Origin of the sequence: Lysinibacillus sphaericus (assembly GCF_002982115.1) — a bacterium.
Taxonomy (GTDB): domain Bacteria; phylum Bacillota; class Bacilli; order Bacillales_A; family Planococcaceae; genus Lysinibacillus; species Lysinibacillus sphaericus.
Map to the genome: position 1 here is coordinate 3,846,014 of NZ_CP019980.1, position 14,213 is coordinate 3,860,226.

The window sequence follows — 14,213 nt, forward strand, 5'->3', positions numbered from 1 at the left end:
CCTACTTGGTATTTCCATTTTTATCATTAACTTTTAGATGCACCAATAGACCAATTACTGTCATTAATATTAATGTTGATAATGCTACTCGACTTGCTAAAGTACCATAATCCTTCATCCATAATGTGACAGTTCCATAAACTGCGGGGCCTATTATTGACGAAACTTTCCCAGAAAAAGCAAATAACCCAAAGAACTGGCCTCTCTTGTTATCTGGGGATAGCGCAATAATATATGTTCTCGATGTCACCCACATAGAACCTAATGAAATACCGAACATACTACCTGCAATCCAAAACATCCATTGCTCGGTTGCAAAGACAGCAAATGTTAAAGCGATAATCATGATAAAAGCAACAATGGTAATCGCTCTCTTCGCTCCAATTGCTTTTGTAATATAGCCAAATGCCAGTGAACCAATAATTGTCGATACGGTGGATACTAAATATAGGATGATAAATTGACCTGAAGTAAACCCGACAATGGTTGTGGCATATACCGCCATCATCGCAATGGTCGTGGCAATCGCATCATTTAAAAAGAAGTACGCAATCATAAAAGTAAAGATTGCCTTATACTGCTTCATATCCTTAAATGTACTAATAATTTCCTTATAGCCTTCAAAAAAATGAGTTGTCTTACGTTGCTCTTTTGGGATCGGTGTATCTTTATTAATGAAAAATAAAGGCAATGAAAATAATAAATACAAAATCGCCGTTGGTATAAAAGCGCGATGGAAATCACTGCTTCCTACATATAAATAAACAAGCAATCCAAAAAGTGTGCCTAAATAACCAATTGCTACACCATAACCGGAAATAAGAGGCATTTCTTCTTTTGTTCCTAAATCACTCATCATCGAATCATAGAATACGAGACTCGAATTAAAGAAAAACTTCGCTATCACAAAACTTGCAACAACTAAAAATAAGCTAAGAGGTACACCTGAGTAATTGATTGTCGTCTGTAAATTTGCAAAAATCCCCATCATAAAGGTAAATAGAATAGATATTGATGCAAACCAAACTATAAATCTCTTTTTATAGCCCGTTTGGTCAATCCAGACACCAAAAAGTGGTGAAAAGACTACTAAGAAAAAACTGGCTATGGCATTGGCATACGAAATAAATGTACTTGCTACCTGTTGCATTACCTCATTCGTACCTAAAGCTTCATCCATATAAAATGGAAAAAATATTGTATTAATATTTGACGAAAATATCGTATTAGCAAAATCGTAAAATGCCCATGATAGTATTGGCAAAGATAAATATATGGCTAACTGATTTCGATGTTGTACGTCTATCGCTGTACCCTTCTTCATAAAACCCTCCCTCCAATCTCTATAATAATCAATTAATTTCTCTCTATAATAAAAAATACCTTTTTTAAAAGAAAATTAATATTATTTACAATATATCAGTAATTCTAGTGAAACATAACTGCCAAATGGCCATAAATTGGTTGACACCTTACCTCCATTTGTCCCTAAAAACAAAAAAGATATTCAAGCCCCTCGCTTGAATATCTTTTCTATCATTCCTCAGCAATCGTTACCCATTTACTAGACCATTCTTCAATAGCTTTTAGCACAGGGGTAATTGCATATCCTTTTTCTGTAAGTTCATATTCAATAACGAAGGAGTAGATGGAATTACAGTACGTAACACGATTTCCTCGGTTTCTAACTCCTTTAATCGCTCTGTTAACACACGACTGCTAATATTCAACTGATTTTTAATGGTGGAATATCGCTGTGGACCATCAAGTAGCTGATAAATAAGTAACGTATTCCAACGATGGTTCAATATCATAAGCGCTTTTTCAAATCGCGGACACATGTTTTTTTGATTCAAGTTACTATCCTCCTTTTTTACTAGGTTCTACTTAAGAGTATATCACTTTTTAAAAATCCTTTCGAAAAATACACTTAGTTACTTGACAAAAGTTATTTTTAAAAATAAACTAAGTTACGAAATGTAAGTTAAAGAAAAGGAGTTATTACATTATGCAAAATATTGGTTCAACTATTTTACGTGTCGTTCTCGGCATTATTTTTGCAGTTCATGGTTTCCAAAAATTCCAAGGCGGCATTAGCTATACGGCTGACTTCTTTGATAGTCTCGGTATTCCAGGCTTTATGGCGTATGTCGTTGCGATTATTGAATTAGTCGGTGGAGCTGCTATTATTTTAGGTTTCGCAACAAGAATCTTCGGTGCTTTATTGACCATTACAATGATTGTTGCTATCTTTACAGCAAAACTTAGCATTGGTTTTATCGGCGCTAATGGTTTGGCTGGCTATGAGTTTGACTTAGCTTTAGGTGCGATAGCACTTTACTTTGCCCTTGCTGGAGCTTCTAGCTTCTCATTAGATTCTCAACTTTTTAATAAAGAGTAGAGAATTGTCTATGCTATGGATGTTTTTCAAAATGGTACGAGCGATTCAAAGACTTTTTGTGGCGGTTTCATTTAAGAAGGTGGTACCACGAAAAGTGGAGCCAAGCACTCAGACAAACAACCTAGCAAAAAAAGTGTTAGATTGATGATTACTCAATCTAACACTTTTCCCTATAAGCTGACTATTTATAATACGTTAGCAGAGCCTGCGTACCATTTTCACCATAACCTGCTTCGATCAGCTTTTCATACATTTCATATGCTAATGCTAGCCCTGGTAAAGAAATACCCATTTTCTTTGATTCATCTAAAGCGATTTTCATATCCTTCACGAAATGCTTAATATAAAAACCTGGCGCATAGTCTTCTTTAATCATACGTGGTGCTAAATTACTTAAAGACCAAGACCCTGCCGCACCAGAAGAGATGGATTGTAATACAGTAGATAAATCGAGTCCAGCTTTTAAGCCATAGGCAAGTGACTCACACACACCAATCATGCCAGATGCAATGACAATTTGATTGCACATTTTTGCATGCTGTCCGGCACCTGCTTCTCCCTGATACACGATATTTGCACCAAATTGTTGCAACACTGGAACAGCTCGATTAAAGGTCATTTGGTCACCACCTACCATAATAGACAAGGTACCGTTTTGCGCCCCAACATCTCCACCAGATACGGGAGCATCTAATGCTTCTATCCCTAACGTCTGTGCATGCGCATATATTTTCTTCGCTAAAGTTGGTTCAGATGTTGTCATATCAATGACAATATTACCTGCCTTGGCAGTTTGGAATAAGCCATTTTCACCGAAGTAAACTTCCTCGACATCTGCTGGATAACCAACCATCGTTAGCGCTATATCCTTCTCTTTAAAAGCCTCTGCAGGGGAGCTAGCCCAACTTGCTCCTAAAGCGATTAACGGCTCTGCTTTTTCTTTTGTACGGGTATAAACCGTCACCTCATGGCCATTTTGCAGTAAGTGTTTAACAATACTAGCACCCATAACACCTGTGCCGATAAATGCAATACGCTCTTTTCCCATATGTAATTACTCCTTTACTTGAATCAATAGTACGCTAAAAGCTGACGCTTTTCTTAGAAAAAGCACCGAGTCGCGCCTTCCGCTCACAATAAATGTGCTCTCAAAATAAGACAATACGATTATTCCTTTTACACATTTCAAATTAGCTAAGGTATTGGGAATAGTAGTAAGTTTTATTTATGTGTACTTAGTGTAGTTGAATCAGTTCAATAATTCAAACTCTTCTTAATACTTGTACTAAAGTTTGTCTGTCTTGCATATATACCGAATAAGCAAAAAAAAGAGAGCAGGTGATGGGAATCACTGCTCTAAAGGGGGAAATGAGAATGTTGCTGTGTTCAATATAATTATTCCCCAGTACATTCACTTTTAATCATCTAATCTAAAAAAATTTTACTCTGAATACTGAAACAAATCATCCTGATCTTCTTCTTCTAACGTTGTCTGTCTATAATAAGTATTCATTAACTGATCTAGTCTGCGACTCAGTTGAATGGTTTTTGCATTCTGTAACCCGTTTTCCACACCAGAGCGAATCATCATCTCACGAGTTTGTTCCATTTGTTTCAAGAGTAGATTGACCATTCATACAACCCTCCAACATACAAATAATCATACCATTATTATACATTTATATTTCATTTCTTACAGCATTATGTTCCGACAATGTTCGACAAATTAGCTTCTAGGAATTTCCAAATAAGTGTAGATTATAATCCCATTTTGCTTTGCTTCACCTCTAAAATGTTTAAATAATGGGTGTTTTACTAATACTTCTCGAAAATCATAAAATTGTTCTTTATGAATTTCGATACTTTGGATTTCTCCATTTTGCAATTGTTCAAGCATTGTTTCATATTGTTCCATTTTTTCCAATCCTTTCTCTTACTTTATTTTGTGTAATAAATTATGAATTATTCAAAAAAGGCTTTACGTTTTCCTTTTTTTCATGCAAACTGTATATTATTAGTCGATGAAGGAGCTGACTGTCTGTGAAAATAGCTGAAGTTGGAAATATTATCGAGTTTAAAAATGGTTTGCAAGGCATTGTTGAAAAAGTAAATGAAAATTCGGTGATCGTTGATTTAACATATATGGAGAATTTTGATTCCCTTGAAATTGAAGAAAAAACGGTCGTCAACCATAAACGTTACAAAATCTTATACGCAAGTGAAGCTTAATATTCTGAATAGTCCCTTTTTGTCTTTATAGATGATAAGGGACTATTTTTTTGGTAAAATTAAAGTATGGAGGTCGAATTATGCTTACAAATTCGAAACAAACAATAATACTTCTCCTTTCTTTATTATTCGTTTATGGCATGCTTGCTTTTACATTTGCTAATCCTGCTGTATTTTGGTACTTGTATGCATTTACCCTGCTCGTATGTATAGCTATCGCTATTCTATCAGGTACAATCGAAGATCAATTGCCTACGTGGAAATTTCTGATTTTCGGCATCGGATACGGTACAATCGCATATGGCATTATACGTTTTGGTTATTGGCTCGCACCATTTATAAATGATCGGCTAGTAGGATCCGTACAAAAGTTTTTAACAGTTTACGGTCCACAAAATATATGGCACTATATTTTCCTTGTTTTCATTGTAGCCATTGGTGAAGAACTATTTTGGCGTGGCTACGTACAACAACAATTAAAACGTTTTATGCGCCCTGTTTTAGCAGTTATTGTAACAGCAATTTTATGTGCCATTTCGATTGCATTTAGCGGTTTTAAGCTTGGTATCATCGCAGCTCTTGTAACAAGCCTGATTTGGGGCTTTATCTATGAATGGCGCAAGAGTATGCCTTTAGTTATTGTAGCCCATGTTGTTTTTGTTTTATTATTGTTTTTAGTGTTACCTTTAACATCATAACAAAAAAAATTGGAAACATTTTATCTTTTATTAGCGTTTAATATAGAAAGGGAGGGCTTTTCATGCAAAAAAAATTAATTACAATGCTTGCATTATTACTAACAGCTGTTTTAGTAGTGGGGTGCAATACCTCTGATAAGACAGAACAATCAGATGCTGCACAAAACGAACCAGCAAACACAGCGACTGAGGAAAAACCAACTGATAGTGAACCTGCAGGCGACGACGCGCAAGAAACGCCTACATCAGATGATGCACAAACAGAAGTACAATCTAAACCACAACAAGAAGTAAAATACGTACAAAAAGGTGTCGACAAAAAGGAAAATGCAACTGAATCTAAAAGTGTAACTCAGAGCTATAAAATCCAACAGCTACCTGGATTTACTCTTTCTCAAGAAGAACCTGGAAAAGACATGCTAGTCTCAAATGCTGATGACGAAGTATTTATGCGTATTGAAACAACTACTACTGCTGAAACAAACTATGATGCGGCGAAAACAGCTATGCAGGACTATATGAATGCAGTTGGAGGAACAGTTGCATTATCTGCTGAAGAACTTTCCGTATTTAAAGATGTCCAAAATATTGAAGGCTATGTTGTAGACTTTGATACTGAAAAAGTAATTGGCGTAGTATTTGAAAAAGATGGACTTATTATAAAGTTAACAATTCATGATAATGATGAACAAGATTTAACAGCCGCTATGCTCGCAATGGCAGCAACTATTTCTAAAAATTAATTTAATACACATCCCAAGAGGTCTTAGAAGTCTTTCTAAGACCTCTCTTTTATTTACCAATAAAAACTAAGGTTTGCTTGTAAAGACGTCTAAAAAGCTTCTCAAAGGGTAAAAACAGCTATTCTATACAAACCATTCCCCTAAACAATGTTTCCATTCTTTTAACACGCAAAAAAAAGTCGCCTCAAAATCTATTTGAGACAACTCTTTTTAATAAGACAAATCTTTAATGGATAGCCCTAATTTTTTTAATAAGCCAATCGCTACATCCTTTTCCTCGACGGATAATGCACTCATCAATTCATGTAAATGTTGTTCGTGCTTTGGAAATAACTCGCCCATAAACGCCTCACCTTCAGCTGTAATTTCCGCATAGGTAACGCGACGATCTGATGGACAGGAAACCCGTAAAAGATAACCTCTTTTTTCAAGCTTATCAATTACATACGTAATAGACCCACTGGCAAGTAATATTTTATTACCGATTTGCTGCAATGGTTGTCTCCCTTTATGATACAGGAGCTCTAAAACTGCAAATTCAGTAGGATTCAAGCCATTTTCTTGAAAAAAATGGTTTGTCATCTCATTAATTGCTTTATGGGCACGGGATAATACAATATATAATTTTAAAGTTTGCTTTAAATCTTCTGACGTCATAGCCTAGTCCTCACAATTCGCTCTTTATCAATTTCATTATAGCGACTTTTGAAAAGCATTGTCAAAAGCATTCAATAACAGCACACTATGCTAAATAAAATTAGCAAGTTTTTCTCTCTATTTTAGGTAACTAAATAAGCAGAATCCTTCACAGAAACATCTAAAGTATCCAACTGATTGAATGTGTACACTGGAAACTGCATATGGAAGCATGTCCCTTTTTGTACTTCACTTTGAACACCAATTACACCTTCATGCTCTTCGATTACCTTTTTCACGAAAGCAAGGCCCAGTCCTGTCCCTGTTGATTTCGTCGTGTAAAAAGGTTGGAATAGATTTTGGATTGTATTATTATCCATTCCACTGCCTTCATCTTTTATCATTAATTCGACAATCGTACAGTCTGTCACATTCATTTCTACCGTAATTGTGCCGCCTTTGTTCATTGCTTCCATAGCATTTTTAATAAGATTTATAAATACTTGCTTTAAACGATTTTCATTGCCGCCGATATATACTTCTGTCACTGACGGTATATATTGAATCATAATTTTTTTCATTAATGCATCCGGCAACATAAATTCGATTACCTGTCTTACAATATGATCTAAGTTGATTAACTCTACCTTCATACTTGTTGGCTTAGACAATACTAATAGTTCCGATAAAATTTGCTCCATACGCTGTAACTCACTATCTATGACAGATAAATACATACGTGACTCTTCATCTGCATTCAGCTTTAATAGTTCTGTAAACCCTTTTAAAGAAGTAAGTGGATTACGAATCTCATGTGCGATACTAGCTGCCATTTGACCTACCACATTTAGTGCTTCCTGATGCTCTACTTTATGTTGCAGTTGCTTCTTCTCAGTTTCATCATTAATGACAGTGACGATAATATTATTATACTCATCGAAAACACTTGAGATTTCGTAGTAGCAAGTTCTACTTACTTGCGTCTCGTCCACAACATGAATATTGGCATGTTTGTCACCCATCAATTTCGAAAGATAGGTTGTAATTTGTCCATTCTTCATTGTAAATGAATCAAATATATGTTGATGTGCTTTATGGAGTAGTTGTGATTTTTCTATTTTTAAATACATTTCGGCATATTTATTTAAACCAAGAATAATCCCACTTGCATCACTCACAATAACAGCATAAGGTAAATGATCATATGCACTGAAGGATTGAGATTGTTCCTGCTCCTTGCTAACATACAATTTAAGCGCTCTGTCATTATTGATCGTTGATAGTTGTGCGACAATTTCTTCAGTGTTCGGATCATAGAAACATTTAAAGACCATCTTTTCAAATTCATTGTTGTTTGTTTGAATATTAAATATTTCTTCAGATCTTAACTCACATTGTAGTTCTTTGACAAACTTAGCCCATTTTATATTTGAGGACTCGTCCATTGTAATATAGCCAATATACGTTAAATTAAGATTAAAAAGTTTAATAGCTGCCTCATTACAATTCAAAATTTTTCCTGCTTTATTGAGAATAAGTGTTGGTGACGAAGTACTTTTCATAAGATTTCCAAAACATTGATTTATATCATTTTGCTTCAACTTTCTCACCGAACCTTTCAAAAGAGTAAAAAACCTCTCATTCGAATTTTGAGCCTTTACTATACTTTATGACTGTACGATTCTATTATTACAAAATTTAGTAAATTTAAGTATTTAAAATTATTTCACGAACCGTTCACAAAATAAATAGGTAAAAAGGATTATATTGTTTGTCAGCTACTTGACTGTTACAATTAGAAAGTGAAAGGAAGATTAATGCATGAATACTATTTTAACTACATTAAACGCAAAGTATATCCACACTAATTTGGCATTGCGTTATTTAAAATGTGCTGCTTTACCTGAATACAATCCAACCATTGCAGAATACACAATTAAAGACCCCGCTTTTAATATTGTATCAGATTTATTTCAAAAAAACCCTGATATTGTAGGATTTAGTTGCTATATTTGGAATATTGAAGAAACTATTCACGTTATTAAAATGTTAAAAACAGTTTGTCCTAATGTTAAAATTTTGCTCGGTGGGCCTGAAGTATCTTACGATGTCCATCATTGGTTAAGAAGAGTTGAAGAGATTGATTTTATTGTTATGGGCGAAGGAGAAACATCCTTTAAACAGCTACTACGCCATTTGCATGGCGAAATTCCATTAGAAGATGTTCCTGGAATTTGTTACTTAGAAGACGGAAAAGTTCGAATTCATGCGCAAGCACCTAAAATTGACTTACGTGAATTACCAAGTCCATTCCGTTTTGAAGAGGATCTTCCACATCTAGGAAAGCGAATTCAATATATTGAGACGAGCAGAGGCTGTCCTTTTAGCTGTCAATTTTGCTTATCTTCTATTGAAGTAGGCGTGCGCTATTTCAATAGAGAAAGTATAAAGGAAGATATTCGATATCTTATGAATAATGGTGCCCGCACTATTAAATTTGTCGATCGTACATTCAATATTAGCCGTAGCTACGCAATGGAAATGTTCCAATTTTTAATCGATGAACATAAGCCAGGTGTTGTTTTCCAGTTTGAAATTACTGCTGATATAATGCGTCCTGAGGTCATTCAATTTTTAAATGACAACGCACCTAAAGGGCTTTTCCGCTTTGAAATAGGTGTCCAATCTACCAATGATTTAACAAACACGCTTGTACAACGCCGTCAAAACTTTGAAAAACTTAAACGAACAGTAACAATGGTCAAAGATGGCGGTAAGATTGATCAACATTTAGATTTAATTGCCGGTTTGCCAGAAGAAGACTATGCTAGCTTCCGTCAAACCTTTAATGATGTTTTCGCAATGCGACCAGAGGAATTACAACTTGGCTTCTTAAAGCTATTGCGCGGCACTGGTCTTCGTTTGGAGGCTGAAAAATTCGGTTACACCTATGTAGATTTAGCTCCATATGAAATCTTTTCGAATAATGCTTTAACCTTTGATGATATCGTTCGTATTAAACATGCAGAAGATGTTCTCGAAAAATATTGGAACGATCATCGTATGGATTACACCATTGAATACCTAGTTACTGAAGTATTCGAGACACCATTTGATTTCTTCCAAAACTTCGGCACTTATTGGGAAACAAAAGGCTGGTCCCGTATCGGACAGCAGTTAGAAGATTTATTCCGTCGTTTACTGGAATTTTTAGAAACAGTGGAAGGTGCTAATTTACAAATTATTCAAAGCTTAATGCAACTAGATTATTTAAAAGCACAACAATTCCAGCCACGTAAATTATGGTGGAATGAGCGGCCAACAGAATTACAACAAAAAGCACTATACACAGCTCTACGGGAAAATCCGATAATTGCTGGTGAAGAATTTGCTAAGTTTAATTTAACAGAGAAAGAATTATTCAAGCATACACTTATTATCCCGCATTACTTGGACTATCAAAATTTCTCGAATGGCAAAATTGTACAAAAAAATGGTTATCTTTTAACTTACTTCCGTCACGGACAAGCACCTTATTTTGCAACAATCCCTACTGTTTAATAAAAAAACGCTATTCTCTAAAGTGAATAGCGTTTTTTTCTATTAGTAACTTATAAAATTGCATTTTCCAGCTCACAACATTCTTTTTTTACTAAATAAATAATATATTACAGTTTACTAAAACTAATTAATGGTGTTAGTACAGCTTTCTTAATGAAACCTTCAAAAAGTAGGTCTTTAAACCTTAATTAAATAAAACAAAACTTAGAAATAATACCTATTTAGAAAATTTAAAATTAGGAAACACTTTAATAAATTTTCTAAATTTTTGGACATTTTTTCGTCACAATTACCATTTAAGTGTAAATTGCTTACTATGACTTTGAAAGAAGCGCTAAAAGCTATTAATAATATCCTATATCGCTTTTGCCAACGACCAACGTCTATGCTGTCTTTCAGTTATATATTAAATACTAAATACAATATAATAGAAGAAAGTCAACTTTAAGAAATCTTTTAGCATAAAACACTAAAAAGTCCAAGCTTGCTTGCTTATAGAATACATAGCTTTTTAAGTATTATAAAGTACGCTTCACTACTGAAATTAGCAATCCTAAAGCTTCACTATCTGTCATTCTGCTTACTCGATCACTATGGTCTACTTTCGTTATGCCACGTTTATGTGTCTCTTTTAAGAGTTCCTTTAAATCCTGCTTTGCTGTGCTTGTAAGTGTCATGTTTATTTCTCCTTTTATCCCTTTTTCATTACTGGGTTCATTGTTGCTTCTATGCATTTCAAAATATTCTAATGCCCCTCAGTTCTAATACGTTGTAGACAATTTCTTTTTGACCACTCCTAAAGTGTTTTACCCATTACGTGTCCTATTCAAACTGTAGTTTTACAATGACAGTTTCGTTTGTTTCTTATGAATTAATTTTTATCATTTCACGCATACTACCTCTGTTTCAAAAAACAATGAAAAGAGGATATTCAACTATGGGAATACTTAGTGGCAATCCAAAAGATGAGCCGTTACATTATGGTGAGGTTTTTAGCGTTTGGACGAATTTAGCGGCTGATTACGGCTTAATTGCAGGCTATCAAACATTTTACAATCACACAGGAGATGAAGATCTTCGCAAAATTATTGAAGATATTATCCAAGTATTACGAGACGAAGTAAAACAGTTAGAAAAAATATTGAAAACAAACGGTGTTGGGTTACCCCCTGCTCCACCTGAGCGACCTGTTGCAAGATTAGAGGATATCCCTCCTGGTGCGAGAGTAAATGACCCTGAAATTAGTGCAGCGTTATCAGCGGATTTAGCTGCTGGCTTAGTTGCTTGTAGTCAAGCAATGGGCATGTCAACTAGGGAAGACATTGCCATGATGTACGGACAATTCCATATGAGTAAAGCCCAACTAGGTGCTAAACTGTTACGTTTAAACAAAAATAAAGGATGGCTTGTTCCACCGCCACTACATGTTAACTATCCAGAAAAAGATTAAAATTTTTAATCTGCATTAGCCATTTGGGGATGGGACAAAAGAGAAAAAGTGTTAGATTGACACCAATCAATCTAACACTTTTTGCTTTGTTATGCTCCTTGAATGGACACTGCTTCACTGCTCGTGACCACTGTAAGCCTCTTTTTCATTATTTTTGTTTCTTATTTTGTCCTTGTTGGTCTTTTGCTTTATTCGCATTGTTCACTTGTTCACTTGTGCGTTCATTTTCTTCTCGTACATCTAAATCGTCAGGACTTAAATCTGTCGCAAACTCTTCTTGCTTTAAATCCTTTATATCCTTTTTACCCTTTGTCACTGATATCACCTCCGCTTTATAAAGTATCCAAGTTGCCAACATTTATACTATTGGCTTGTTCCTAAAAGATTAATGCCAAACAAAAAAGAAGTGAATCAACCATTCACCCCTTTCCAAATGCTTCTATATGAAAACTGCTAGATGTTACCCAAATACGTCTGCCAGTTTATATTTAGTCGTTCAATGACTATTGAAGTTACTTTTAAATTAGAGCCACAGTTTTTTATGTCTATTCTTTACAAAAATCCACAAATTTTTTTGCCTGTATTAAGGACATATCTGTTTGTTCTCTCACAAACTTCACCGCTTTAATTTCACCGACCGACTTTATTTTCTCTTTTACTAAGGCAATCAGTTCCTCATTATAGATTTTAGTATAATCCATTTTTCCGACCTCCTCTAATCGTTAATACCTTATACGACTACTTTAACCTTTTAGTTTCAAATGTATATTAAGAAAACAAAAAGACTTTTTAAAAATAAGGAAAATCAATTGTAAGGTTCCGAACGAAATGCACTCAAAAAATTCGAAGATTACCTCGAAAATTGACCATCAGGAGACAAAAAGGGGGCAAATCAAAAATCTGCCCCCACTAAACCTCTATATATCAATACTTTAAGATGTTTACCCAATAATTACTCGTTCCTTTGGATAGTGGTATTTAGATTTTTTCCCTCTACCTCCACCACCTACTGAATACAAGAATGATATTAAGCCCACTCGCCCTATAAACATTAAGATAATAATGATGATTTTACCAACTACTGATAAGTCTGACGTAATCCCTAGAGACATACCGCATGTTCCGAACGCAGATGTTATTTCAAAAATAATTTGTATAAGTGTCGCGTGCGGTTCCGTAATCAGTAATATAATTGTGGCGATTAACACCATAAAACAAGCCAATAGGATAACGACAAACGAGCGGAAGACATCTATCAAATGGATTTCCCTTCCAAAAATTTGAATATCCTCTTTTCCGCGTGCAAACATTATTAAAAATAATATGGCAATAGCGAAAGTGGTCGTTCTTATCCCGCCACCTACAGAGCTTGGGGATGAACCAATAAACATTAAAAAACTCATGAAAATATCGGTTGCTTCACTAAAGGATGTTACATCGTATGTTGTAAGTCCCGCTGAACGCGTAGATATGGAATGGAACATAGCTGAAAAGATTGCCTCATGCCAAACCATCCCTTTAAAGGAGTGAAATGACTCAAGTAGTAAAATAACGAGAGCTCCAACTATAAATAAAATTGCATAAGTAGTCGTCGTTATTTTGGTAAAAAGACTAAAGCGGAAATTGGCATGTCGATTAAGCAAAAATGATTTTACTTCAATCAGCACTGGGAAGCCAATTGCTCCAAGTACAATTAATACCATTGTTATGAGCTGCACAAAATAATCATTATGGAATGGCAATAAACTCATCCCAGTAATATCAAAGCCACCATTCGTAGTGGCAGAAACAGCAGCAAAAACACCATGTATAAGAGCTTCTTCAAATGTATCAAAATAATTCATAAAATGAGCCGTTAAAATAATGGCCCCTGCCAATTCAATGCCAATTAAGATTTTCAATATTTCTCGTATTAACTGGACAACACCCGATAGATTATATTGATTATGATCAATCATAATCAACTGCCGTTCGCGCATACCGATTTTTTTGCCGACAAGCAACCAAACAAAGGTACCTAGCGACATAATACCGATAGCCCCGAGCTGTAAAATCACAAGTACCATAACCAGTCCAAATGTTGTATAGGTCTCGGAAATATTGAAAGTTGTTAAACCAGTCACACTAACAGCACTGACTGCCGTAAATAAACTATCTAAAAAGGACACTTCCACACCCGCTCGATGGACACCAGGGAGTCGTAACAATAGGAAGGAAATTGCTATTGCTATGAAATAATAAGACACAAGTGCCTGAAACGGTGTGATTTGTCTATTCGATGATTTTTTCCAAGGCACCCCATCAACTCCTTCCACTTATGATGCCAAACTTGATAGATATTAGTATAGAAAAAATCGGTGAAAAAAGAAAGGGGTTGTAAATCGTATCAAATACGAAGTAATAAAAAGTGTTTTTGATATAAAGCAAAAATCCGCATAGACTTTCACAAAAAGCAAGCGCACTGACCCTGCTAATGTAGCGAGCGATGTGGCTCG

Annotated in this window: 16 protein-coding genes and 1 pseudogene; 6 read left to right on the forward strand and 11 right to left on the reverse strand. The window is 35.0% G+C overall.

Going from position 1 to position 14,213, the window contains the following annotated elements; translation table 11 throughout:
• Window position 1: 1 nt before the first annotated feature.
• Window positions 2–1,324 (reverse strand): MFS transporter, encoded by a 1,323-nt coding sequence (locus tag LS41612_RS18970; RefSeq protein ID WP_024362256.1) that lies wholly within the window; start codon window positions 1,322–1,324, stop codon window positions 2–4.
• A gap of 212 nt (window positions 1,325–1,536) precedes the next feature.
• A pseudogene (locus tag LS41612_RS18975) lies at window positions 1,537–1,841 on the reverse strand (winged helix-turn-helix transcriptional regulator).
• Between the two features lie 167 nt (window positions 1,842–2,008).
• Between LS41612_RS18975 and LS41612_RS18980 the strand changes: the two are divergent.
• Window positions 2,009–2,401 carry a DoxX family protein gene (locus LS41612_RS18980; RefSeq protein ID WP_024362258.1) on the forward strand — a complete coding sequence of 131 codons (393 nt, stop codon included), beginning with the start codon at window positions 2,009–2,011 and terminating at the stop codon, window positions 2,399–2,401.
• A 181-nt stretch (window positions 2,402–2,582) separates the two neighbouring features.
• Here the strand turns inward: LS41612_RS18980 and LS41612_RS18985 are convergent, their stop codons facing one another.
• The 3 genes from LS41612_RS18985 to ykzS form a co-directional block, all read right to left on the reverse strand.
• Window positions 2,583–3,449, reverse strand: coding sequence for an NAD(P)-dependent oxidoreductase (locus tag LS41612_RS18985; protein WP_024362259.1), 867 nt, complete (start codon window positions 3,447–3,449; stop codon window positions 2,583–2,585).
• Window positions 3,450–3,842: 393 nt separating this feature from the next.
• Window positions 3,843–4,034 (reverse strand): aspartyl-phosphate phosphatase Spo0E family protein, encoded by a 192-nt coding sequence (locus LS41612_RS18990; RefSeq protein ID WP_024362260.1) that lies wholly within the window; start codon window positions 4,032–4,034, stop codon window positions 3,843–3,845.
• Window positions 4,035–4,127: 93 nt separating this feature from the next.
• Window positions 4,128–4,316: a protein YkzS gene (gene ykzS / locus LS41612_RS18995; protein ID WP_025218704.1), complete on the reverse strand. Its 189-nt coding sequence runs from the start codon at window positions 4,314–4,316 to the stop codon at window positions 4,128–4,130.
• A gap of 125 nt (window positions 4,317–4,441) precedes the next feature.
• Here ykzS and LS41612_RS19000 point away from each other — a divergent pair, with 125 nt between their 5' ends.
• From LS41612_RS19000 to LS41612_RS19010, 3 genes are all read left to right on the forward strand, one after another.
• Window positions 4,442–4,630 (forward strand): YkvS family protein, encoded by a 189-nt coding sequence (locus LS41612_RS19000; RefSeq protein ID WP_024362262.1) that lies wholly within the window; start codon window positions 4,442–4,444, stop codon window positions 4,628–4,630.
• Window positions 4,631–4,710: 80 nt separating this feature from the next.
• Window positions 4,711–5,328 carry a CPBP family intramembrane glutamic endopeptidase gene (locus LS41612_RS19005; RefSeq protein WP_024362263.1) on the forward strand — a complete coding sequence of 206 codons (618 nt, stop codon included), beginning with the start codon at window positions 4,711–4,713 and terminating at the stop codon, window positions 5,326–5,328.
• Window positions 5,329–5,390: 62 nt separating this feature from the next.
• Window positions 5,391–6,071 (forward strand): hypothetical protein, encoded by a 681-nt coding sequence (locus tag LS41612_RS19010; protein WP_024362264.1) that lies wholly within the window; start codon window positions 5,391–5,393, stop codon window positions 6,069–6,071.
• Window positions 6,072–6,281: 210 nt separating this feature from the next.
• Here LS41612_RS19010 and LS41612_RS19015 read toward each other — a convergent pair whose 3' ends face one another.
• Together LS41612_RS19015 and LS41612_RS19020 are read right to left on the reverse strand one after the other, a co-directional pair.
• The gene (locus LS41612_RS19015) at window positions 6,282–6,728 is read right to left on the reverse strand and encodes a MarR family winged helix-turn-helix transcriptional regulator (RefSeq protein ID WP_024362265.1); all 447 of its coding nucleotides are present in this window, start codon (window positions 6,726–6,728) and stop codon (window positions 6,282–6,284) included.
• Between the two features lie 122 nt (window positions 6,729–6,850).
• The gene (locus LS41612_RS19020) at window positions 6,851–8,218 is read right to left on the reverse strand and encodes a PAS domain-containing sensor histidine kinase (RefSeq protein ID WP_231785633.1); all 1,368 of its coding nucleotides are present in this window, start codon (window positions 8,216–8,218) and stop codon (window positions 6,851–6,853) included.
• Between the two features lie 310 nt (window positions 8,219–8,528).
• Here LS41612_RS19020 and LS41612_RS19025 point away from each other — a divergent pair, with 310 nt between their 5' ends.
• Complete coding sequence (locus tag LS41612_RS19025) at window positions 8,529–10,268, forward strand: B12-binding domain-containing radical SAM protein (protein ID WP_024362267.1); 1,740 nt, start codon at window positions 8,529–8,531, stop codon at window positions 10,266–10,268.
• A gap of 518 nt (window positions 10,269–10,786) precedes the next feature.
• Here the strand turns inward: LS41612_RS19025 and LS41612_RS23205 are convergent.
• The gene (locus tag LS41612_RS23205) at window positions 10,787–10,945 is read right to left on the reverse strand and encodes a hypothetical protein (protein WP_158497863.1); all 159 of its coding nucleotides are present in this window, start codon (window positions 10,943–10,945) and stop codon (window positions 10,787–10,789) included.
• Window positions 10,946–11,205: 260 nt separating this feature from the next.
• Between LS41612_RS23205 and LS41612_RS19030 the strand changes: the two genes are divergently transcribed.
• A complete protein-coding gene (locus tag LS41612_RS19030; protein ID WP_024362268.1) occupies window positions 11,206–11,718 on the forward strand; it encodes a DUF3231 family protein in 513 nt (170 codons plus the stop codon).
• Between the two features lie 148 nt (window positions 11,719–11,866).
• On the opposite strand, the gene LS41612_RS23365 is transcribed toward LS41612_RS19030, so the two are convergent.
• The 3 genes from LS41612_RS23365 to LS41612_RS19035 all read right to left on the reverse strand — a co-directional run bounded on the left by LS41612_RS23365 (window position 11,867) and on the right by LS41612_RS19035 (window position 14,015).
• Window positions 11,867–12,034: a hypothetical protein gene (locus LS41612_RS23365; protein WP_162832711.1), complete on the reverse strand. Its 168-nt coding sequence runs from the start codon at window positions 12,032–12,034 to the stop codon at window positions 11,867–11,869.
• Between the two features lie 229 nt (window positions 12,035–12,263).
• The gene (locus tag LS41612_RS23370) at window positions 12,264–12,419 is read right to left on the reverse strand and encodes a hypothetical protein (protein ID WP_162832712.1); all 156 of its coding nucleotides are present in this window, start codon (window positions 12,417–12,419) and stop codon (window positions 12,264–12,266) included.
• 240 nt (window positions 12,420–12,659) lie between these two features.
• A complete protein-coding gene (locus LS41612_RS19035; RefSeq protein WP_024362269.1) occupies window positions 12,660–14,015 on the reverse strand; it encodes a TrkH family potassium uptake protein in 1,356 nt (451 codons plus the stop codon).
• Window positions 14,016–14,213 lie beyond the last annotated feature (198 nt).

Coding starts and splice junctions, on each gene's coding strand:
- LS41612_RS23205 (WP_158497863.1), bottom strand. CDS start 10,945: ATGACACTTACAAGCACAGCAAAGCAGGATTTAAAGGAACTCTTAAAA.
- LS41612_RS19025 (WP_024362267.1), top strand. CDS start 8,529: ATGAATACTATTTTAACTACATTAAACGCAAAGTATATCCACACTAAT.
- LS41612_RS19010 (WP_024362264.1), top strand. CDS start 5,391: ATGCAAAAAAAATTAATTACAATGCTTGCATTATTACTAACAGCTGTT.
- LS41612_RS18985 (WP_024362259.1), bottom strand. CDS start 3,449: ATGGGAAAAGAGCGTATTGCATTTATCGGCACAGGTGTTATGGGTGCT.
- LS41612_RS18970 (WP_024362256.1), bottom strand. CDS start 1,324: ATGAAGAAGGGTACAGCGATAGACGTACAACATCGAAATCAGTTAGCC.
- LS41612_RS18990 (WP_024362260.1), bottom strand. CDS start 4,034: ATGGTCAATCTACTCTTGAAACAAATGGAACAAACTCGTGAGATGATG.
- LS41612_RS19015 (WP_024362265.1), bottom strand. CDS start 6,728: ATGACGTCAGAAGATTTAAAGCAAACTTTAAAATTATATATTGTATTA.
- LS41612_RS18980 (WP_024362258.1), top strand. CDS start 2,009: ATGCAAAATATTGGTTCAACTATTTTACGTGTCGTTCTCGGCATTATT.
- LS41612_RS23370 (WP_162832712.1), bottom strand. CDS start 12,419: ATGGATTATACTAAAATCTATAATGAGGAACTGATTGCCTTAGTAAAA.
- LS41612_RS19005 (WP_024362263.1), top strand. CDS start 4,711: ATGCTTACAAATTCGAAACAAACAATAATACTTCTCCTTTCTTTATTA.
- LS41612_RS19030 (WP_024362268.1), top strand. CDS start 11,206: ATGGGAATACTTAGTGGCAATCCAAAAGATGAGCCGTTACATTATGGT.
- ykzS (WP_025218704.1), bottom strand. CDS start 4,316: ATGGAACAATATGAAACAATGCTTGAACAATTGCAAAATGGAGAAATC.